Here is a 19,793-nt window from a genome sequence, read left to right as displayed (position 1 = left end):
CCTCGCCATGCCCGGACGTCGAGAACAATGGGAGCATGAGCGACCTTCTGACGCTGAGCGAGGGCGCGGTGCTGACGCACCTCGCCACCCGGGCCGAGCTGGCGAGCGGGGTGCTACCCGCCTCCGACGACCTGCGGCTGTGGGCGCGGCTGGCCGACGGTGAGGGGGTGCCCCTGGCGGGCGGCGGCCGGGTGCGGACCTCGCTCGAGTTCGGCGAGCCCGTCCTGACCGGGCCCGACGGCTGGCTCGCCGGGGTGGAGCCCGAGCAGGTGGTCGCGCTGCGCCTGCGCGACGGCGCCCTGGAGCTGTCGGTCACCGAGCTGGACGACGTCCCCGCCGAGCGGGTGATGCGGGTCGTCCAGGAGTTCGGGGAGCAGGCGCTCGACGCGCTGCGCGCCTTCGCCGAGGGGCTGGAGCCCGGTCCCGGCGTGCCGGTCGACGTCGTGGTCCTGGAGCTGCTGATGAAGGCCCCCGAGACCTTCGCCGACCCGCTGCCGCCGCTGTCCCCGCTGCTGCGCAACGCCTCGCTGGAGCTGCGCGACGGCCGGGTGGGCATCGTGGGCGCCCCGTGGGACCCGGCGTCGGTCGCCGACCTCGCGCCGCTGGACATCATCAGGCTCGCCCTGGTGCGCAGCGCGCTACGGACGTACGGCGAGGGCGCCGACCTCTCCAAGGCCGTCACCTACCTGTCGCGCTCGGAGGCGGTGCTCGCGAGGATCGCCGACGAGGTGGAGCGCGAGCCGCTCGGCCCGGCGCTGGTCGAGGCCCTGCCCCGCACCGAACCGGCCGCGCTGCTGCTGATCGCGAGGTCGGCCGAGGGCGAGGGCCGCTCGTTCGAGGCGGCCGGGCTGATCTCCGAGGTGCTCTCCCTCTCCCCCGGTCTGGCACCGGCCGTGCGCGACGCGGCCGAGTACGCCGCGTGCCGCACCGACCCCGGCGCCCCGCTGCCCGAGCGGGCCGCGCACCTGTTCCGGCAGCTGCTCGCGTACGCCTACCGCCCGGCCCGCCACCGGCTGATCGAGGATCTGATCGCGCTGAGCGTCCGGGTGGCCGAGCCCGCCCTGGCGGACCTGGCGCTGTTCGAGAACGACGTCGTCGGCGAGTTCCTGGACGCGCGGGCCGAGTGGCTGCGCGACGACGAGGTGGAGCTGCTGGAGTCCTGGCGGCGGACGCCGCTGCGGCTGTGGGAGGTCCTCGGCGTGTCCGGGGACGAGATCACCGTGGCCGCCGCCGGGGATGGAGCGGGGGGCGAGGACGGGGAGCGGGTGAGGCTGACCGACGAGCTGCTCTCCGGGCAGGCGCTGCCCGGCGACCTGATGCTGACCAGGGTGCTGGGCGACGGGACGGGACCGCACGTGTTCGGTCACCCGTTCAAGGTCGATCCGGAGCGGAGGGAGGAGATGCTCGGCCTGCTCTCCGACCCCGTCGACCCCTACGCGGTGGCCGGCTTCTTCAGGCGCCCCCGGCGGGCACCCGGCGCGACCGGCGGCGCCGACGGGGACTCCGGCCGCTGAACGGCCCCGGCCGGGACGGAGCCGGGATTCGTCGGAGGATTCACGGGTGGGCGAGGAGCGTGGCGCGGGCCGGGCGGCCGACGGCGAAAGCGGAGCCGGAGCCCCGTCGGAGGGGACGCCGACGGGCGAGGGGTCCGGCACGGGCCGGGCGGCCGATGGCGGAACCGGAGACCGTCAGAGCGTGCGCAGGAAGGCCAGGCCCGCGGTGGCGAGGGCGTCCTGGGTGTCGGCGAGGGGGCGCCAGATCGAGGCGGCCGTGGCGATCGTCCGGTTGTGCGCGGTGAACGACTCGATGCAGAGCGGGCCTCGGTAGTCCACGGCGCGCAGGGCGTCGGCGAGGGCGGGCCAGTCCAGGTGGTCGGCCCCCGGCGCGCCCCGGTCGTTCGCGCAGACCTGCACGTGCGCGACCAGGTCCCCGGCCCGCCGTACGGCCGCCGCCGGGTCCCGCTCCTCGATGTTCATGTGGTAGACGTCCAGCGCGAGGCCGACGCCCGGGACCCCGCCGACCGCCTCGACGGCCTGCTCGACGGTGTTGACCAGGCTGGTCTCGTAGCGGTTGAGCGGTTCGACGGCGACCGTCACCCCGCGTTCGGCCGCGTACTCGCCGACCGGGGCCAGGTTCTCCCTCAGCTCGGCGTAACAGGACTTGCGCTCCTCGTCCGACATCCGCCAGGTCCGCCCCACCGAGGCGTAGGCGGGTCCGCCGATCACCGGGCTACCCACCGTCACGGCGGCGTCCACGCACCGCCGCAGGTAGTCCTGGGTGTCGGCGACCGTTCCCGCGTCGGCGCCGACCAGTTCCCTGCCCGGCGGCATGACGAGGACCACCGAGGCCCTCAGCCCGAGGTTCCCCAGCAGCTCGGCCGCCCACTCGGGGTCCCAGTCGCCGGGCCGCTCCACCGGCAGCTCGATCACGTCGAACCCCCAGGCGGCCACCTTCGGCGCCAGCCGGGCGAGATCCTCGTCCGTCAGCGGCGAGACCCACACCCACGTGTTGACCCCGATGGGGAACATCGGCAAACCCCTTCCGTCCTGAGCGCGTTCTCGACGCGTCCCGAGCCCGTTGCGGACCCGTCTCGTGAGCCCGTCCTGGGCCCGTGAACGTACCGGGGGCTCCGGGCACCGACCGGCGGTGCCCGGAGCCCGGTGGACCGGTCTTACTTACCGCCCCAGCCGGCGGGGAAGTCCGGCAGCTTCTCGCAGCCGCAGAGCGCGTAGTGCAGCGGCGGCATGTTGGGCCGCAGGTAGGTGTCCAGGGTCTCGGAAGTGATCTTGGGCTGGGGCAGCTTCCAGATCTTGGGCACCTCCTCGCCCTTGAGGATCTTCAGGGCGGCGATGATCGGGGTACGCCACTGGTAGGTGGGATAGGTCGGCGCGATGGCCGTGAGGCCGCCGCTCTTCCACTTCTGCAGGAAGTCCTGCTGGTCCTCGCCGACGATCGCCGGCACCGGAACCCCGGCGTCCTCGAACGCCTCGACGGCCGCCACGGCGGTCGCGCCCGCGTCCATCCACACTCCGTCGATCTTGCCGTGCCGCTGGATGTAGTCGCTCACGATGCTCTTGGTCTTGGCGGCGTCGCCGTCGGTGAACTCCACGCCGACCACGTCGAGCCGGCTCTTGTCGAAGGTCACCTTCGCCGCCGACCAGCGGGTCTCCAGCACGTCGACGCCCGGCAGGATCCGCAGCGCGAGGACCTTGCCCCCGGCCGGCACCTTCTCCACCAGGAACTCGGCGCCGTCGGCGCCGAAAGCGTAGCCGCCGATGGGGTTGATGAACGTCACCGGGCAGTCGGTCTCCACGCCGCGGTCGAAGACGATCACCGGGACCTTGGGGCAGGCGCCCGTCACCGCGGGGGTCAGCGTCGCGGTGGTGTTGGGCGAGACGATCAGCGCGTCGCAGCCCTTGCCGACCAGCTCGGCGATGTCGGAGATCTGCTTGTCGTCCTTGCCCTCCGCGTCGAGGGCGGTGAACTGCTTGATCTCCTTGTGCAGCGCCACCTCGGCCTGCATGGTCTTCCAGCCCACCTGGCGCCACGGGTTGTTCACCGCGGCGTTGGAGAAGCACAGGTTGTAGGGACCGTCCTTCTTGTACTTGGCCGTACTCACCATCTCGGGGGCGATGGCCTGCTCCCACGGCTTGTCCGCGGGCCCCTCCGCACTCTGGGTCCGCATGGCCAGCTGGGCGTCGTAGTCGGCCTGGACGAAGAACTTCGACTGCTCACCGGTGTTGGGGGACGCGGCGGCGGACGAGGCCGCCGCCGAGGTCTCCGGTGCGGCGCTGGAGGTCGCCGGTTTGTCACTGGCACATCCCGCGGCGAGCAACATCGCGGAGACACCCGCGACAAGCGCCGTGATCGACCTGTTCAATGAAGGTCTCCTTCTTTTCTAAGGGTGCGTTCAGACGCGTAGAGCGCGCCTGAACGGAAGCCGTACGGCGCTCGCCGCGACGGCGGCGATGATGATCACGCCCTGGACCGCGAACTCCAGGGCCCCCGAGATCCCGTACAGGTTGAGCAGGGTGAACAGCGCTTCGAGGGTGAAGGCCCCGGCCATCGCGGCGACCACGGAGCCGCGCCCGCCGCCGAGCGCCACGCCGCCGAGGACGACGGCCGTGATGGCCTGGAACTCCAGACCCTGTCCGACCTGGGCCGAGACCCCCGCGAATCCGCCGAGCAGGATGCCCGCGACGGCCGCGGCCAGGCCGGAGAGGACGAAGGCGGCGATCCGGGTCCGGTCGACCCGGACCCCGGACAGCCCGGCCGCGCGTTCGTTGTCACCGGTGGCGATGAGCCGCTTGCCGAAGTCGGAGCGCATGAGGAGGATCGCCGCGGTGCCCGCGGCCAGGAGGATGAGCACCGACCAGGGCACCGGGCCGAGGTCTTTGCGGCCGAACATCCTGAACGTCTCCGACAGCGCGCCGCGCGGGGCACCGCCGGTCCACAGGAACACCGCGCCGGACAGCACGAGCATCATGCCGAGGGTGGTGATGAACGACGGCACCCGCAGCCCAGTGGTGATGACTCCGTTGGCGAGCCCGACCAGCAGCCCGATCACGATCAGCAGGGCCAGCACCGGCCAGGTCGCCTGCTCCTGCCCGTCGATCAGCCGGGCGGCCACCACGACCTGCACGGTGACCAGCGACCCGACCGACAGGTCGAACTCCCCGGAGACGATCACGAAGTACTGCCCGGCCGCCAGGATGACCAGCGGCGCGGCCCGCTTGAGGAAGGCGAGGAACCCGGCGGGCTCCAGGAAGAACGGGTTGGCCACGGCGATCAGTACCAGCAGCACCGCCAGCACGGCCAGGATCGGCCCCATGGACCTGAGGGCTCTCATCGGGATCGCCTCCGGGCGCCGCGGCGGGCGTGGACGGTCATCGGGATCGCCTCCGGGCGGTACAGCAGGCGTGGACGGTCATCGGGATCGCCTCCGGGCGGTACGGCGGGCGTAGACGGCCACGGCGGCGACGATGACCACGCCGCGGACCACGTCCTTGAAGAACGCGTTGACCTCCAGCTGGTTGAAGACGCTGTCGAGCACGGCGAGCAGCAGCACCCCGCCGACCGTCCCCGCGACCCCGCCCCGGCCCCCGGCCAGCGCCGTGCCGCCGAGGACCACCGCGGCGATCGACTCCAGGTCGTAGCCGCCGTCGGTGCCGACCGTGGGCGCGCCCGCGCCGAGCCTGCTCGCGAGCAGCAGCCCGGCGACGCCCGCGCAGACCGAGCACAGGACGTGCGCGGCGATGACGACCCTGCCGGTCCGCACGCCGGACAGCCGGGCCACCTCCTCGTCCCCGCCGACCGCGTAGATCCGGTACCCGAGCCTCGTGCGGCGCAGCAGGAACCAGACGGCGACCGCGACGGCGGCCCAGAGCAGCGCCGAGACCGGGACCGGCCCGATCCTGTCGTAGCCGAGCCGCTGGAAGGACTCGGGCACGCTGCCCGCGGGCCCGTCGTAGAGGTGGTCCACGATCCCCTTGACGATCAGCGCCGTACCGAGGGTCGCGATGAAGGCGTGTACGTGCAACCGGGTGATGACCAGGCCGTTGACCAGCCCGATCAGCGCGCTCACCGCGAGCACCGCCGCGACGCCGGGGACGATCCCGCCGTCCTGCCCGGCCATGATCTCGGCCGCGACGAGTGAGGTGAGGCTGATCAGGTACGCCACCGACAGGTCCAGCGACCCGACCAGGATCGCCAGCGTCTGCCCCACCGCGACGATGCCCAGCGCGGCCGAACGCTGCTGGATGCCGACGACGGTCTCCAGCGTGAGGAAGTCTCCCCCGTCGAAGGCCACCAGCACCCACCCGACGAGCATGACCCCGGCCAGGGCCAGGTAGATGACCTGGGTCGAGCCGACGCGGCCCGCCAGGGCGCGCCGTCCGCCTCCCCCCGGTGGAACGGGGGCGGCGGGACCGGCGGTGCCGGTCACCGCCACGGGCCGGACCCGGCCGGTCATGCCTGCACCTCGCCGGCGGCCAGGCGCATGACGGCCTCCTCGGAGGAACCCGCCGGGAGCGCCCCGGCGACGCGGCCGTCGCGCATCACGACGACGCGGTCGCTCATGCCGATCAGCTCGGGAAGCTCGGACGAGATCATCATGATCGCCATTCCGTCCTCCGCCAGGCCGCGCATCAGGTCGTGGATGGCGGCCTTGGCCCCCACGTCGACTCCGCGCGTGGGCTCGTCGAAGATCAGGACCTTCGGCGCCACGGTCATCCACTTGGCCAGCACGACCTTCTGCTGGTTGCCGCCGGACAGGTAGCGGACCTCCTGGTCGGGGCGGGGCGGGTGGAGCCGTACCGCCTCCAGGAGTTCGAGGACGCCGGTGCCGCCGGTCCCGCCGATCCGGCCGCCGTTGCCGATCCTGCGCACCGAGCGGGAGACCAGCAGGGCGTTGTCCCGTACGGACTGGCGCAGCGCGAGCCCCTCGGCCTTGCGGTCCTCGTTCACCAGGCCGATCCCGGCGGCCACGGCCTGCCGTACCGACACCGGCCGCAGCGGGCTCATCGTGCCGCGCGTGAACGGCTCGGCCCCGAAGAGGGCCTTGGCCAGCTCGGTGCGGCCCGACCCCTGCAGGCCGGCCACCCCGAGGATCTCGCGTTCGCGCAGTTCGAGGTCGATCCCGTCGAGCACGGCGTTGCCGCCGCCGCGCACGCTGAGCCGCACCTCCCCCGGCTCGGCGCCCCTGGCGGGGAAGTAGGTGCCGAGGTCGCGGCCGACCATCAGCCGGACCAGCTCGTCGGAGGTGATCCCGGTGGTGTCCGCGGTCCTGACGAGCACGCCGTCCTTCAGGACCGTCACCCGGGTGGACAGGTCGAAGACCTCTCGCAGCCGGTGGGAGATGTAGAGGACGGCGATCCCCCGCTCGCGCAGGCGGGCCACCAGCCGGTAGAGCAGTTCCACCTCGTGTCCGGCCAGCGCCGCCGTGGGCTCGTCCATCACGATGATCCGGGCGTCCTGGGAGAGCGCCTTGACGATCTCCACGACCTGCTGCTGGGCGATGGAGAGGTGGCGGACCAGGTCGCGGGAGGCGAAGGAGGTCTCGCCGAGTTCCTGGAGCAGCCGGGTGGTGGCGGTCTCCATCGCCTCCCTGTCGACCAGCCCCCGCCGGACGGGCTCGCGGCCCAGGAAGACGTTCTCGGCGACGCTGCGCTCGGGCAGCAGGTTGAACTCCTGGTAGATGATCGCGACCCCGGCGCGCTGGGCCTCGACCGGGTGGGCGAAGGAGACCGGGGCGCCGTCGATCTCGACGGTGCCCTCGTCCGGGGCGTGTACCCCGGCGAGGACCTTCATCAGCGTGGACTTTCCGGCGCCGTTCTCTCCGACGACCGCGTGCACCTCTCCGGCGGCGACGTCCAGGTCGACCCCGTTCAGTACGCGAACCCCGAGAAAGCTCTTGGCGATGCCGCGCATCCTCAGGATCATGGGGTTACCGTCCCCGCGTGAGGTCCACTCGTCAGGGATGTCAGGGATGTCAGGGTCAGGGGCTTCAAGGGCGTCAGGGATAGGGCGAACACATCCGAAAAGCCGGTTCCGACGACACAGGATGGCAATTGATTCGTCGGTAACCGCCCGATTTCCTCCATGTTTCCGGATGCTAAAGCGCTCTTATGGCGATGGTCAAGCAAAAGGATGTCACCATTTGGCATAATGGGGCTGGTAGATGGCCGAAGTCGCTTTGACTCAGTGGAAACAAGGAGTGTTGACTGTGCGCATGCTTAGCGAAGCGAACGGTTCGATCGCCGGCGCGGGGGCGCTTCTCAACATCCTGCGCGACGGTCAGGCCAGAACGAGGGCCGAGTTGGTCCAGCTCACCGGGCTGGCCAGGTCCACCCTGGCCCAGCGTCTCGACGCTCTGCTGAGCCAACAGTGGATCATCCCGACGGAGGAGGCCATCTCCTCGGGAGGCCGTCCGGCCATCGCCTTCACGTTCAACCGCACCGCCCGCGTCGTCCTCTCCGCCGACCTCGGCGCCACCCACGCCCGGGTGGCGGTCACCGACCTCGGCACCACGGTCCTGGCCGAGCGCGCGGCCGAGGTGTCGATAGACCGAGGCCCCGAGGAGACGCTCGGCTGGCTCCAGCGCACCTTCGAGGAGATGCTCGCCGAGACCGGTCACCGCCCGGACGAGATCTGCGGCATCGGCGTCGGCCTCCCAGGCCCGGTCGAGCACAGCTCGGGACGCCCGGTCAATCCGCCGATAATGCCTGGCTGGGATGGTTTCCCCGTCCCCGAGTGGCTCGGCTCGCGCCTCGGCGCCCCGGTGCTCGTCGACAACGACGTGAACATCATGGCGCTGGGCGAGCACTGGGCCGCCCGCCCCGAGGCCGACCACCTCATCTTCGTCAAGATCGGCACCGGCATCGGCTGCGGCATCATCAGCGACCGCCGCCTGCACCGGGGCGCCCAGGGCGCGGCCGGTGACATCGGGCACATCCGCGTGGCCTCGGCCCTGGGCACCGTCTGCCGCTGCGGCAACGTCGGCTGTCTGGAGGCCGTCGCCAGTGGCGCCGCCATGGCCGCCAAACTGTCCGCGGACGGGGTGGAGGCCGAGGACAGCCGCGACGTGGTCCGCCTCGTACGCGGCGGCAACACCCACGCCGTGCAGCTCATCCGGCAGGCGGGCCGCGAGGTCGGCGACGTGCTCGCCTCGATCGTCAACTTCTTCAACCCCTCGGTGATAGTGGTCGGCGGCGACATCTCCGAGGCCGGGGAGCAGGTGCTCGCCGGCCTCCGCGAGGTCATCTACAGCCGGTCGCTCCCCCTCGCCACCCAGCACCTGACGATCACCGCCAGCGAGCTGGGCGACCGCGCGGGTGTGATCGGCGCCGCCGTCATGGTCATCGAGCACGTACTGGCCCCCGGCAGCGTCGACCGGTCCGTGTCCGTGCCCACCGTCTGACCGTCCCCGCTGCCTGACCGGTGCGTGCCCGTGTCCTCCCGCCGCTCGACCGGTGCGTGCCCGTCCCCGTTGCTCGACCGGTGCGTGCCCGTGTCCGCCGGCCGGCCCGTGTCCGTCCCCGTCGTCCGGCCGGCGCGGGTTCATCACCGCCGGGTGACCGGTCCCGCCGTCCGGCCGGTGCTCGTGGGACACTCGTCCGACCATGAACGCCGAACCCGTAAGGACCGCCCGGCTCACGTTGGAGCCGCTCGCGGTGCACCACGCGGCCGAGATGGCCGAGGTGCTCGGTGATCCGGCCCTGCACGCCTTCATCGGCGGTTCGCCCGAGACCCCCCGGCAGCTCCGCGACCGCTATGCCCGCCTGGTCACCGCCCCTCCTCCCGGCCGGGACGAGTCGTGGCTCAACTGGGTGATCCGTCTCGACGACCCGGACGGCGGCTCGGACCGGTTGGTCGGCTACGTCCAGGCGACCGTCACCCGTGACCGCGCGGTCGTGGCCTGGGTCGTGGGGACACCCTGGCAGGGCCGTGGCATCGCCGGGGAGGCGGCGGTCGCGCTCGTCGCCTGGCTCAGGGAGCACGGCACGGCCGTCATCGTCGCCACCATCCATCCCGACCACGTCGCCTCGTCGGCCGTGGCCCGTCGCGCGGGCCTGTCACCGACCGACGGCAGGGTGGACGGCGAGGTCGTCTGGAGATCCGGCTAGGTCCGGGACCGGGTGTTCCCCGCGTGGAAGGGGGACGGATCTGAGTAGGAATGCTCAGGGGCGGCTGAGTGCGCGTGCCCTCCCCGAATTCCGCGATCTTCGAAATGCTCAGATCATGAAATGGTGGATTTTCCTGGTCGCGCTCGTCACCACGGTGGTCGCGGCGTGGCTGCTCGTGTACGCCCACGTCCCGCTCTCCACGTTCCTGTCGCTCGGGCTCGGCGCGATCAGCCTCGTCTGGCTGATCGTGCTCCTCACCCTGCCGTGGAACCTCTACTTCGGGGCACGCCAGGTCGTCCACGAGATCCACGTTTCCAGGGAGCGTGGTATCGCGGTGCCCGAGGGGCACGAGGCCGAGGCCCTGGAGATCGCCCGGCGGATGCGCCGGTTCGCCATCGGCGGGCACATCGTCTCGGCGGCGCTCCTGGCGGTCGTCACCTACTTCTCCGGCGCCTCGGTGGGCTACTACTTCGCCGGGTTCTACCTGCTGAGCACCGGCTTCCGCCCGGCGGGCGCCTACCTGTCCCACCTCCGCGAGCGGGTCACCACGCTGATGAGCGAGGCTCGCCACCCTCGCGAGGACATCGTCTCCCTCGTCGCCCGGGTGGACGGCCTGGCCGCCGAGGTGACCGCGCTGACCGAGTCGGCCGAGCGGCTCAGGGACTTCACCGAGACGCTCGGCGCCGACCTGCGGAACGGCGACGAGGCCCTGGAGCGCCGGATCACCGGGCTCGCCCGGCGTTTCGAGGACACCGTGGACGGCCTCACCGACAACCACGAGGTCATCACCGGGCTCAAGGCCTTCCTGCGCCTCGTCCGCGCCGACGCCCACGGCCACGGCCACGCCTGACCGCCGTTCCGCGTACAGCGGGAAGCGGGAAGCGGGAAGCGGGAAGCGGGAAGCGGGAAGCGGGATAGGACGCTCTCAGCGGGGGACCAGTTCCCGCGACGCGCTGAGCTCCCGCTTGACATCCTCCCCCGCCTGAAGGCAGGGGATTCCAACGGCAACTACCCCACGAAGAGGAGGTCGCGTTGAGGTTCACGGTTCGCAGGCTCGCCCAATGGCGAGCCTCCCCGCGCAGCCACCGCGTGCCCCGCGGCGGTATCTCGGATGTTCCTGGCCGCGTTCACATCGGCGTTGACCCGATGCCCGCAGCCCACACACGAGAAGAGCGCTTGGCTCTCGCGACTCTCCCCGGCACGGTGCCCACAGGCGTTACAGGTCTGCGACGTGAAACGCGGATCGATCCTCCGAACCCGGCCCGGAGCCTTCTGCTCCAACCGGGTCACGAGCCGACCCCACCCAGCGGCGAGAATCCCCCGGTTCAAGCCCGCCTTCTGCCGAACATTACGGCCCGGCACCTCAAGGGTGCCCTTAGCCGACCGGGTCATCGCGGAGACCTTCAACTCCTCGACCGCGATCACCTCGAAACGACGCGCCAGATCGGTCGAGGTCTTCTCCACCCAATCCTTACGCCGATCAGCCTCACGAGCCTTCAAACGGGCGATCGCGAGCTTCACCTTCGCGCGCCGGTTCGACCCGCGCCTGGCCCTGGCGAGCCTGCGCTGCAGCCTCAGCAGCCGTTTCCTCCCGGTGTCGCGCAGGGCGGGCACGCTCAGCAGCTCACCCGTGGACAGCGCGGCCGACACCGCCACCCCCCGGTCCACCCCGACGACCCCACCCGCACCCGGCGCGGGGATCGGCTCGGGAATCGCGGCGAACGCGACATGCCAGCGGCCCGCCGCATCCCGGGTGACCCGGTAGGACCTCGCCTGCGCGACGGGGCGCGACCAGCGAAACCGCACCCACCCCACTTTGGGGATCTTCACCTCGCCGACGTTGCGCGACACCCGGCGCATATCGTCCGGCTTGACCGCGACGATCCGGAAACCCTCGCCGCGTCCCCGGCTGCGCCAGGTGGATCGCCGATGGGTTCTACCGAAGAAGTTGGACATGGCCTGGTGAAAGTCCTTGAGCGCCTGCTGCTGCACCGTCACCGACCCGGCACCCAACCACTCGAACGCGGCCCGCGCCTCGGTGAGCTGACGACACTGCTCGGCGAACCCCGGCGCCGAGGCGCGTCCCGGTCTCCAGTGGGCGTGCTGCTCCAGCGCGAGATTCCACACAAACCGGGCATGCCCGCAATGCTCCAGCAACACCCGCTCCTGAGCGGGCGAGGGCTGAAGCCGAAAACGCGACACGCCGACCAACCTACCGACACCCCCCGACAAAACCCGGAGACCACCATGCCCGACCGTTCCGCGATTCTTCCCCGTTCTGAAGGACGGGGCATCCACGCTGCAGGGACTCGGTGAACCAGGTGATGGTGCGGCGCAGTCCCTCGATGACGTCGACCTTCGGCTGCCATCCCAGTGCGGAGACGGCGAGGGAGATGTCGGGGCGGCGGACCTCGGGGTCGTCCTCGGGACGGCCGACGAAGCGGATCGGCGACTCGGAGCCGGTCAGGTGGCGGACCGTCTCGGCCAGGGCCAGCACGGTCAGCTCGGTGGGATTGCCGATGTTGACCGGTCCGGTGAGCTCACCGCGGGCCAGGGCCAGGATCCCCTCGACGGTGTCGTCGACGTAGCACACCGACCGGGTCTGCCCGCCGTCTCCGGCCACCGTGATCGGCTCACCGCGCAACGCCTGGCGCACGAAGGTGGGAATGGCCCGTCCGTCGTAGGGCCGCATCCTGGGCCCGTAGGTGTTGAAGATCCGTACGATCGCGGTGTCGACGCCATGGCAGGTCCGGTACGCGGTCGTCAGCGCCTCGGCGAACCGCTTGGCCTCGTCGTAGACACTGCGCGGCCCGACCGGGTTGACGTTGCCCCAGTAGGTCTCGCGCTGCGGGTGCTCCAGCGGGTCGCCGTACACCTCGCTGGTGGAGGCCAGCACGAGCCGGGCGTCCTTCTCCCCGGCCAGTCCCAGAGCGTGCAGCGTGCCGAGACTGCCCGCCTTCAGCGTCTCGATCGGGTGGCGCAGGTAGTCCACCGGCGAGGCCGCGGAGGCGAGGTGCAACACCAGGTCCACCGTGCCGGGCACGTGCACGAAATCGGTGACGTCGCACTCCACCAGCCGGAAGGCGGGCAGCCCGGTCAGGTGCCCGACGTTGCGCGGCGAACCGGTCAGGAAGTTGTCCAGGCAGACCACCTCCGCCCCCTCGGCCAGCAGACGCTCGCACAGATGCGACCCCACGAACCCGGCACCGCCGGTCACCACCACCCGCCGCCCGTTCATCGCACCCCCACCTCCGTCAACCGCGCCGCGGCGTCGAGGACGTCCCAGACGCCGATCTCCAGCAGGCCGGGATCGGGCTGGTACGCGTAGGGGTCACCGAGACCCCCGGCCCACAGGACGGTGTGCGGTCCCGTCCGCGGGGGTCCCCACCGGGCGGGGGCCACGGGACCGAACAGCACCACGGAGGGGGTGACGAGGGCGGCCGCCAGGTGGGCCACCCCGGTGTCGCCGCAGATCACCAGCCTGGCCCTCGCCACCAGCCCGGCCAGTTCGAGCAGCCCGGTGCGCCCGGCGAGCACGGACGTGGACGGCAGCCCGGCGAGCAGCGCCACCCGCTCGGCGAGGTCCCGCTCCTTCTCGCTCCCGGTGACCACGACCCGGTGCCCGTTGTCCCGCAGTTCCGCGGCCACGAGCGCGAACCGCTCCGGCGGCCACCGCCTGGCCGGGTACGCGGCTCCCGGGTGGATGACGACCGGCCGCGCCCCCTCGTCATCGGGGTGGGGGCGCTCCAGCTCCAGATCGGCGGGATCGGCCTCGATGCCGTACCAGCCGAGCAGGTCGCACCAGCGCCGCACCTCGTGCACGCCGTCCGGCCAGTCCGGTCCGTACGCGTCAGGGAAGGCGGGGTGCCTGTGGGTCAGCAGCCGCGCCGGGCCGGTGCGGTGGAGCGCGGCGATGCTGTGCGGGCCGCCGCCGTGCAGGTTGACGGCGACGTCGACGCGCCGGCCGAGCGGCGGTACGTGACCGGGGCCGGACACGTCGCACATCTCGTCCACCCCGCCGATCAGCGGCACCAGGGGCGCCAGCGCGGAGGGTGCGGCCAGCACGATCCGGTGGCCGGGGTGGGAGCGCCGCAGGGCGCGCAGGGCCGGGACCACGGTGAGCAGGTCCCCCAGCCCCAGCCCGCGCAGCACCACCATGACCGGCCGGTCCTCCACGGGTCCCGCGACATCGACACCCCGCCCTCCGGCGTCGGTGTCGGCGACGGCCTCGAGGGGGCTCGCGTGGTCCGGTACCGGGGGGACTCTCATCTGACTGCCTCTTTCGTGAGCATCGGGGCGATCCTCATGTGACGGCCTCTTTCACGAATGTCAGGCGGTCGACCGCCTCGACGACCCGCGCGCTCGACACCGACGACAGGCACGGATGACCGGCGACCGGGCAGGTCCCGGCCCGCGTCGCCCTGCAGGGGGCCTGCTGGTCGCCGAGGATCACGGTCGGCACCCCGTACGGCGCCCAGCGCCCGGCGGGGACCACGGGGGCGAACAGGCTGACGACCGGTGTGCCGACCGCCGCCGCGAGGTGGGCGGGGCCGGCGTCGGCGACGACCACCGCGCACGCTCCTTCGAGCACCGCGGCGAGTTCGGGAAAGGTCGTCCTGCCGCCCAGGTCGACGACGGACCTTCCCCCGCGCCCACCCGGCCGCCCGCCGCGCGGGGCCGAGGGGCCGTCCGAGCCCCGGCCGCCCGTCGCGGCGGACTCCCCGTCGACCCAGCCCTCGGTGAAGGCCGGCTCGTCCACCTCCCAGCCGCGCAGGCGGACGGGGCCGCCCCCCATCCAGCCGCCCGCGAAGAGGGGGCCCGGCGACAGGCCGTGCTGCCCGGCGCCGGAGGCGATCCGCGCGGTGAGTCCCCGCTCGTCCTGGCCGCCGGTCACCACGACCCTGCGGCCCGAGCGGACCAGGTCGTGGACCGCGCGTGCCCAGCTCTCCTCCGGCCACGCCCTGGCCGGGAGCGACACGCCGGGGTGCAGGACCACGTAGCCCGGCGCCCCGGTGAGGTGGCCGACGTCGGGCAGCGGGCGCCGCACGGCGAGGCCGCCCTGATCCCCCTCGGGGAGTTCGAATCCCGCCGCGCCGGCCAGCCCGAGCATGCGCTCGGGCTCCGGCAGGTCCACATCCTCGTCGACGACGTGCCGCACGTCGAGCAGCGAGCCGGGGTAGTCGGCGGAGATCGCGGCGATCCTCGTCGTACCCGCCAGCCTGAGCAGCAGGGCCAGCGGCAGCGGAGACTGGTGGAGCGAGGTGAGGATCAGCGCCTGCTCGGGGGCCACGTCACGGATGACGCGCAGCAACCTCAGGACGTGCGGGCTGGTCACGGGTGGCGCGGCGGCGTCGATCCACGGCGTGCGCCACTCCACCACCCGCGACACCCCGGGCAGCAGCTCGGCGGCGGCCCGGCCGTACGGTCCGATCAGCAGCACGACCTCCCGCGCGCCCGCGGCCACCGCGCGGATCGCGGGCCCCGCCAGCAGGACGTCGCCGGCCCTGTCCATGCGGGCGACGAGAACGGTGCCGGTCACCATCGCTCCCCGGGCCGCGTCACGACAGTGGTGACCTCCCCGTTGACCACGGGACCGGCCGACGGATCATGAAATGTCACGTTTTTTCCGAGAAATCCCATGGTGCTCGGCCTCTCGTTCGATATCTAATGACTACCGAGAGGAGCGGCCACACAAACCGAAAAATCGTATATAAGCGCAGTTGAGAGGATTATGCGATTACTTTTATCACTATAAGTAATCATTCTCATGATTATCTGACCCGTCGATCGGGTAACGAGGCCGCACGACGAGGCGGTTCACCGCGACGGTGATCTCCCTCGCGGAACCGAGCGGAACCGAGCGGGACCGAGCGGAACTGAGCGGGACCGAGCCGCCCCGAACGAGACCGGGCGACCCCTGACGACCGGACGGCCAAGGTGATCCGGACGACCCGGATGATCAGTTGGCCAGGGGGTCCGTACGGGACAGAGGTCCGTACAGGTCAGGGCTCCATACGGGTCAAAGGTCCGTACGGGACAGAGGTCCATACGGGACGGGGTGACCGGGGAGACGGTCAGCCGGGGAGAAGGTGGGCGTTGGGCTCGCGGGCGCGGTCAGCCAGCTCGGGGATCTCCAGCACGGTCACCCCGGCCGCCGCGAGTTCCTCGGCCCCGTGGCAGTCGACGAAGACCAGCGGCTCGCGCCACGCCATCACCACGCGCCGGACGCCGCTGTCCAGGATCAGGCGGGTGCAGGTCCTGGGACGCGACCGGCGCGCGCTGCACGGCTCCAGGCTGCTGTAGACCGTGGCACCGGCCAGCCGGGGGTCGTCCGGGGAGATCTTGCCGAGCGCCGACTCCTCCGCGTGGACCCGCGGATCGCCCTCCCGCGAGTATCCCCGGGAGATCTCCTCGCCGTCGGCGGAGACGACCACGGCGCCGACCGAGAAGGCCGTCTCCGAGGGCGGGCACGACCTCGCCAGGTCGCACGCCAGCTCCAGCCAGTCGTGGTCGCTCATCCCGGCCTCTCCGGTGGACGGCATGTCAGGCCAGCCGGTAGCGCAGGAGGGTGACGTCGCCCATCTTGCGGACCTCCGCCAGGTCCATCCTGCGACGGCGGTCGCGGGGGAAGTCCCCGCCCAGTACGAAACGCGGGGCCGCGGGGTCGCCGACGAAGAACGGGGCGACGACGAGGTGGAGCTCGTCCACGAGGTCCTCCCGCAGGAAGCGCGTGTGGACGGAGGTGCCGCCCTCGACCATCAGACGGCGCACCCCCCGCCCGCGCAGGTCCGAGAGGACGCGGCCGAGACCGACCGCATCGCCGGGGGCACCCGGGTCACCGGCGTCGACCACCTCGGCGGCCCCGCCGAGACGGTCGGCGAGCTTCGCCACGGCCGCCGACGCGGCGTACACGATCTTCTCCGCGTCACCGGCGGTGAAGAAGGCGGCGCCCGGGTCGAGGTCTCCGGTGGCGGTGAGCGTCACCTTCGCGGGAGACGGCGGCAGGCCGCGCGCGGCACGCTCCCGCGCGCGCTCCGGTGACCTGACCAGGAGCCGGGGATCGTCGCGGCGGACGGTTCCCGCCCCGACCAGGATCGCGTCGCAGGTGGCGCGGACCGCGTCGACCCGGTCGAAGTCCTCGTCGTTGGAGAGCAGGAGCCGTCGCGGCGTGCCGTCGTCGATGTATCCGTCGACGGACATCGCGCAGCTCAGCAGCACGTACGGGCGCTCGCCCACCCTCCACCTCCCCGGTCGGGCACCGGCCGATCGTAACAACTCCCGTCCCGCCCGCCCGCGGCGAGGCCCGCCCCGCGCGTCCCGCCCGGCGGGTCCCGATCGATCGCGTGTCGGCGAATACGGGATGTCATCTGTAAGTCGATAGTAATTCCCCGATTGTTTACCCTCTGTTAACCTAAAACTGAAGCTTTCCAAATGAAGGGGCATAAATGCGTGCGAGTTCCCTGAGACGTGGTCACGGGCGCCCTCCAGGCCCGCTTCGCCCGCTTCGCGGGCAGACCGGCCACCGCCTCCACGACACCGGCACCTCGCACGCCCGCGCCACCCGCACGGTCCACGCCGCCCGCGCCTTCCGCACCGCCCACGCGACCCGCGCCTTCCGGGGCGAGGGAGAGGCGTGACGGCGAGCCACCCGGCACGCGAGTGCCGCGCGGGCGCGGGGCACGGACGGCGGTACCACCTCTGATGGGGTGGACCCTGGCGTTCGCCGCCGTGGCGATCCTCTTCGTGCTGGCCAGCGGGGCCAACGACGGCGCCACCATCATCGGTCTCGGGCTCAGGTTCCCCCGCTCCCCCGGCTGGGCGGTCACCGTACTCCTCGTGGCCGTGCTCTTCGCCGTCCCGTACCTCCTGGGAGTCGCGGTCGCGCGCACGTTCACCGAGCGGCTGGCCGGGCTCGGGACGAGCGGCGGCGCGGCGGCGTTCCTGGTGGGAGTGGTGATCGCGGTCGCGGTGGTCGCGGTGCTGACCGGCCGGGGCCTGCCGACCAGCCTGACCCTCGCGGTGATCGGCGGCATCAGCGGCGCGGGACTCGGCGCCGGGCTCCCCGTGTCGTGGCGGGACCTGGGCACCGTCCTGACGATCGGGGCCTGCGCGCCCCTGGCCGGACTGATCCTGGGCTACCTGCTGGGAGCCGTGTCACACCGCGTGCCGTCCTACCGCCGCATGCCTCGGCTGGTGTTCACCACCCACCTGCTGGCCTACTCGGCCCAGTGCGTGGCGTACGCGGTGAACGACGGCCAGAAGATGATCGCGGTGGTGAGCGTGGCGATCGGCGTGAGCCGCGACGGGCTCGGCGGGGTGGGGCCCGTCGAGGTCCCGCCGGTGTGGATGGCCGCCCTCGTGGCGCTCTTCCTCGCCGGTGCCCTGGCGAGCCTGATCCGCGTCGGAGGCCGGCTGGGCCGCGGGGTGGTCATCACCCGCCCGCTGCACATCGTCTCCGCCGAGACCGCGGCCACCGGCGCCGTCCTCGGCAGTTCGGCCCTGGGAAGCCCGGTGAGCATGACCCAGTCGATCACCGCGGGGGTGGTCGGCGCGGCGACGAGTGAGGGAGCGAGGAGAGTGCGATGGCAGGATGTCGTGAACGTGGGTACGGCGTGGCTGGTCACGCTGCCGTCGTCGATGGCGCTTGGCTGTCTCGGCGGTCTCGCGCTGAGGCTGCTGTGAGCGCGAAGGGACGGCCCCGGAGGTTCGCGCGCGCCTGGGACGACCTGCGCGGCAGGTCGGGGCGGCGGATCGTCGGGCTGGTACGGGACCAGGTCGCCATCGCGCGGGCGGGGGCCGAGCTGGCCCGTTCGGTCGCGTCCGGCGAGATCGAGCGGTCGGCTGCGCGTGCCCGGATGGCCGACGTGGAGCACGAGGGGGACGAGGCCAGGGCCGAGCTGGTACGGATCCTGCGGCGGGTGCTGGCGACCCCCATCGACAGGGAGGACCTGTTCAGGCTCTCCCGCTCGATCGACGACGTGCTGGACCAGCTGCGCGACCACGTGCGCGAGATCGACCTGTTCGGGCCGGAGGATCTGCGGTTCGCGGCCGAGCCGCTGCGGGCGGTGATCGACGGCCTCGACGAGCTGGAGGACGCCGTACTGAAGGTGATCGACGACCCGGCCTCGGTCACCGTGGCCGTGCTGGCCACGCGCAAGGCGTGCAGCCGCGTCCGCCAGCTCTACCAGGCTCGGCTCGCCGAGCTGTTCGCCGGGCCGCTGGACATGGACACCCTGCGCAGGCGCGAGCTGCTTTCGCGGCTCGACGCGGTGGGCCGGCGACTCGGCGAGGCCGCCGACGCGCTCGCGGACGCGATGCTCAAGCGGAGCCACTGAGGACGGCCCGAGGCGCCGCGTCCGGGCGCCGCGGGGACGCGGCGCGGACGCTCGGGCGGGGTCGCCGGAACGGCGGGCGGGAACTCCCGCGCCTTCGGGTTCGTCCTTCACATGCGACCATCCACCGTGTGACGTCCCTGACGCTGAGAGGCATCTCCCGTGCGTAGCTCATTCTTCGGCAACCTTGACCAGGACCGGCTCCCCGACCATTTCGCCCTGCAGAACACCAAGATGCTGCGGGTGCGGCTGGGCGGAGAGGTGCTGGCCCGGCAGGGGGCGATGGTCGCCTTTCAGGGGCAGATGGACTTCGACTACGAGGGTGCGGGGAGCGTCGGCCGCTTCCTGAAGAAGATGGTCTCCGGGGAGGGCGCCCCGCTGATGCGCGTCCGCGGGCAGGGCGTGATCTTCTTCGCCGCCAACGCCGACGACGTGCACCTGTTCTACCTGGAGGACGAGGCGCTCACCGTCAACGGCACCAACCTGCTGGCCTTCGACCCCCAGCTCACCTGGGACATCCAGCGCGTCCAGGGAGCGGGCGTCGCCACCGGCGGCCTGTTCAACACCACGCTCAAGGGCACCGGCTGGGTGGCGGTCACCGCGCACGGCGCCCCCGTGCTCCTCGACACCTCCCAGGCGCCGACCTTCGCCGACAGCCAGTCCGCGGTGTGCTGGAGCGCGGGGCTGCACGTGGGCGTCAACCGCACGATGAAGGCGGGGGCGCTGATCGGGCGAGGCAGCGGCGAGGCCGCGCAGCTCGCGTTCAAGGGAGAGGGCTTCGTCCTCGTCCAGGCGAGCGAGGGCCCGATCGTCCCCCAGTCCGCCTGACGACCCGGAC

General features: G+C 72.1%; 19 protein-coding genes. 8 read left to right on the top strand and 11 right to left on the bottom strand.

Annotated features, from left to right (window positions below; translation table 11 throughout):
- The first annotated feature begins 35 nt into the window (after positions 1 to 35).
- On the top strand, positions 36 to 1,514 hold the full coding sequence (locus OG587_RS20165) for a hypothetical protein (protein ID WP_329092522.1): 1,479 nt from the start codon (positions 36 to 38) through the stop codon (positions 1,512 to 1,514).
- Between the two features lie 174 nt (positions 1,515 to 1,688).
- On the opposite strand, the gene OG587_RS20160 is transcribed toward OG587_RS20165, so the two are convergent.
- The 5 genes from OG587_RS20160 to OG587_RS20140 all read right to left on the bottom strand — a co-directional run bounded on the left by OG587_RS20160 (position 1,689) and on the right by OG587_RS20140 (position 7,440).
- Positions 1,689 to 2,528 carry a sugar phosphate isomerase/epimerase family protein gene (locus tag OG587_RS20160; RefSeq protein ID WP_329092520.1) on the bottom strand — a complete coding sequence of 280 codons (840 nt, stop codon included), beginning with the start codon at positions 2,526 to 2,528 and terminating at the stop codon, positions 1,689 to 1,691.
- Positions 2,529 to 2,671: 143 nt separating this feature from the next.
- Positions 2,672 to 3,880 (bottom strand): substrate-binding domain-containing protein, encoded by a 1,209-nt coding sequence (locus OG587_RS20155; protein WP_329092518.1) that lies wholly within the window; start codon positions 3,878 to 3,880, stop codon positions 2,672 to 2,674.
- Positions 3,881 to 3,910: 30 nt separating this feature from the next.
- Positions 3,911 to 4,849, bottom strand: a complete 939-nt coding sequence (locus OG587_RS20150) for an ABC transporter permease (RefSeq protein WP_329092516.1) — start codon at positions 4,847 to 4,849, stop codon at positions 3,911 to 3,913.
- A gap of 78 nt (positions 4,850 to 4,927) precedes the next feature.
- On the bottom strand, positions 4,928 to 5,971 hold the full coding sequence (locus OG587_RS20145) for an ABC transporter permease (protein WP_329092514.1): 1,044 nt from the start codon (positions 5,969 to 5,971) through the stop codon (positions 4,928 to 4,930).
- Positions 5,968 to 7,440 carry a sugar ABC transporter ATP-binding protein gene (locus OG587_RS20140; protein ID WP_329092512.1) on the bottom strand — a complete coding sequence of 491 codons (1,473 nt, stop codon included), beginning with the start codon at positions 7,438 to 7,440 and terminating at the stop codon, positions 5,968 to 5,970. The genes OG587_RS20145 and OG587_RS20140 overlap by 4 nt, the downstream gene beginning before the upstream one ends.
- A 289-nt stretch (positions 7,441 to 7,729) precedes the next feature.
- On the opposite strand from OG587_RS20140, the gene OG587_RS20135 reads away from it, so the two are divergent.
- From OG587_RS20135 to OG587_RS20125, 3 genes are all read left to right on the top strand, one after another.
- Entirely contained in the window at positions 7,730 to 8,917 is a 1,188-nt protein-coding gene (locus OG587_RS20135) for an ROK family protein (RefSeq protein WP_329092510.1), read from the top strand.
- Positions 8,918 to 9,119: 202 nt separating this feature from the next.
- Complete coding sequence (locus OG587_RS20130) at positions 9,120 to 9,623, top strand: GNAT family N-acetyltransferase (protein ID WP_329092509.1); 504 nt, start codon at positions 9,120 to 9,122, stop codon at positions 9,621 to 9,623.
- Positions 9,624 to 9,738: 115 nt separating this feature from the next.
- On the top strand, positions 9,739 to 10,473 hold the full coding sequence (locus OG587_RS20125; RefSeq protein WP_329092507.1) for a hypothetical protein: 735 nt from the start codon (positions 9,739 to 9,741) through the stop codon (positions 10,471 to 10,473).
- Positions 10,474 to 10,631: 158 nt separating this feature from the next.
- Here OG587_RS20125 and OG587_RS20120 read toward each other — a convergent pair whose 3' ends face one another.
- From OG587_RS20120 to OG587_RS20095, 6 genes are all read right to left on the bottom strand, one after another.
- Complete coding sequence (locus tag OG587_RS20120; protein WP_329092505.1) at positions 10,632 to 11,825, bottom strand: RNA-guided endonuclease InsQ/TnpB family protein; 1,194 nt, start codon at positions 11,823 to 11,825, stop codon at positions 10,632 to 10,634.
- Between the two features lie 10 nt (positions 11,826 to 11,835).
- Entirely contained in the window at positions 11,836 to 12,861 is a 1,026-nt protein-coding gene (locus OG587_RS20115; RefSeq protein WP_329092503.1) for a UDP-glucuronic acid decarboxylase family protein, read from the bottom strand.
- Complete coding sequence (locus OG587_RS20110; RefSeq protein ID WP_329092501.1) at positions 12,858 to 13,892, bottom strand: glycosyltransferase family 9 protein; 1,035 nt, start codon at positions 13,890 to 13,892, stop codon at positions 12,858 to 12,860. The genes OG587_RS20115 and OG587_RS20110 overlap by 4 nt, the downstream gene beginning before the upstream one ends.
- A 34-nt stretch (positions 13,893 to 13,926) precedes the next feature.
- Positions 13,927 to 15,162, bottom strand: coding sequence for a glycosyltransferase family 9 protein (locus OG587_RS20105; protein WP_329093923.1), 1,236 nt, complete (start codon positions 15,160 to 15,162; stop codon positions 13,927 to 13,929).
- Between the two features lie 535 nt (positions 15,163 to 15,697).
- Entirely contained in the window at positions 15,698 to 16,165 is a 468-nt protein-coding gene (locus tag OG587_RS20100; RefSeq protein ID WP_329092499.1) for a dCMP deaminase, read from the bottom strand.
- A 1-nt stretch (position 16,166) separates the two neighbouring features.
- Entirely contained in the window at positions 16,167 to 16,859 is a 693-nt protein-coding gene (locus tag OG587_RS20095) for a RibD family protein (RefSeq protein WP_329092497.1), read from the bottom strand.
- Positions 16,860 to 17,068: 209 nt separating this feature from the next.
- Between OG587_RS20095 and OG587_RS20090 the strand changes: the two genes are divergently transcribed.
- From OG587_RS20090 to OG587_RS20075, 4 genes are all read left to right on the top strand, one after another.
- Positions 17,069 to 17,260 carry a hypothetical protein gene (locus tag OG587_RS20090; RefSeq protein WP_329092495.1) on the top strand — a complete coding sequence of 64 codons (192 nt, stop codon included), beginning with the start codon at positions 17,069 to 17,071 and terminating at the stop codon, positions 17,258 to 17,260.
- A gap of 64 nt (positions 17,261 to 17,324) precedes the next feature.
- On the top strand, positions 17,325 to 18,305 hold the full coding sequence (locus OG587_RS20085; protein ID WP_329092493.1) for an inorganic phosphate transporter: 981 nt from the start codon (positions 17,325 to 17,327) through the stop codon (positions 18,303 to 18,305).
- Positions 18,302 to 18,958: a DUF47 domain-containing protein gene (locus tag OG587_RS20080; RefSeq protein ID WP_329092491.1), complete on the top strand. Its 657-nt coding sequence runs from the start codon at positions 18,302 to 18,304 to the stop codon at positions 18,956 to 18,958. The genes OG587_RS20085 and OG587_RS20080 overlap by 4 nt, the downstream gene beginning before the upstream one ends.
- A gap of 159 nt (positions 18,959 to 19,117) precedes the next feature.
- Positions 19,118 to 19,783 carry an AIM24 family protein gene (locus OG587_RS20075; RefSeq protein ID WP_329092490.1) on the top strand — a complete coding sequence of 222 codons (666 nt, stop codon included), beginning with the start codon at positions 19,118 to 19,120 and terminating at the stop codon, positions 19,781 to 19,783.
- Positions 19,784 to 19,793: the final 10 nt, after the last annotated feature.

The sequence above is a fragment of the Streptosporangium sp. NBC_01469 genome (assembly GCF_036227305.1).
In the GTDB taxonomy this organism is placed as follows: domain Bacteria; phylum Actinomycetota; class Actinomycetes; order Streptosporangiales; family Streptosporangiaceae; genus Streptosporangium.
Note: the sequence above shows the minus strand (reverse complement) of the source record. Positions and strands in the feature narration are given on the sequence as shown.

What these genes read in the sequence shown, in the direction of transcription:
- OG587_RS20165 (WP_329092522.1), top strand. Translation starts at nt 36, where the DNA reads ATGAGCGACCTTCTGACGCTGAGCGAGGGCGCGGTGCTGACGCACCTC.
- OG587_RS20160 (WP_329092520.1), bottom strand. Translation starts at nt 2,528, where the DNA reads ATGTTCCCCATCGGGGTCAACACGTGGGTGTGGGTCTCGCCGCTGACG.
- OG587_RS20150 (WP_329092516.1), bottom strand. Translation starts at nt 4,849, where the DNA reads ATGAGAGCCCTCAGGTCCATGGGGCCGATCCTGGCCGTGCTGGCGGTG.
- OG587_RS20145 (WP_329092514.1), bottom strand. Translation starts at nt 5,971, where the DNA reads ATGACCGGCCGGGTCCGGCCCGTGGCGGTGACCGGCACCGCCGGTCCC.
- OG587_RS20140 (WP_329092512.1), bottom strand. Translation starts at nt 7,440, where the DNA reads ATGATCCTGAGGATGCGCGGCATCGCCAAGAGCTTTCTCGGGGTTCGC.
- OG587_RS20135 (WP_329092510.1), top strand. Translation starts at nt 7,730, where the DNA reads ATGCTTAGCGAAGCGAACGGTTCGATCGCCGGCGCGGGGGCGCTTCTC.
- OG587_RS20130 (WP_329092509.1), top strand. Translation starts at nt 9,120, where the DNA reads ATGAACGCCGAACCCGTAAGGACCGCCCGGCTCACGTTGGAGCCGCTC.
- OG587_RS20125 (WP_329092507.1), top strand. Translation starts at nt 9,739, where the DNA reads ATGAAATGGTGGATTTTCCTGGTCGCGCTCGTCACCACGGTGGTCGCG.
- OG587_RS20115 (WP_329092503.1), bottom strand. Translation starts at nt 12,861, where the DNA reads ATGAACGGGCGGCGGGTGGTGGTGACCGGCGGTGCCGGGTTCGTGGGG.
- OG587_RS20110 (WP_329092501.1), bottom strand. Translation starts at nt 13,892, where the DNA reads ATGAGAGTCCCCCCGGTACCGGACCACGCGAGCCCCCTCGAGGCCGTC.
- OG587_RS20100 (WP_329092499.1), bottom strand. Translation starts at nt 16,165, where the DNA reads ATGCCGTCCACCGGAGAGGCCGGGATGAGCGACCACGACTGGCTGGAG.
- OG587_RS20090 (WP_329092495.1), top strand. Translation starts at nt 17,069, where the DNA reads ATGCGTGCGAGTTCCCTGAGACGTGGTCACGGGCGCCCTCCAGGCCCG.
- OG587_RS20085 (WP_329092493.1), top strand. Translation starts at nt 17,325, where the DNA reads ATGGGGTGGACCCTGGCGTTCGCCGCCGTGGCGATCCTCTTCGTGCTG.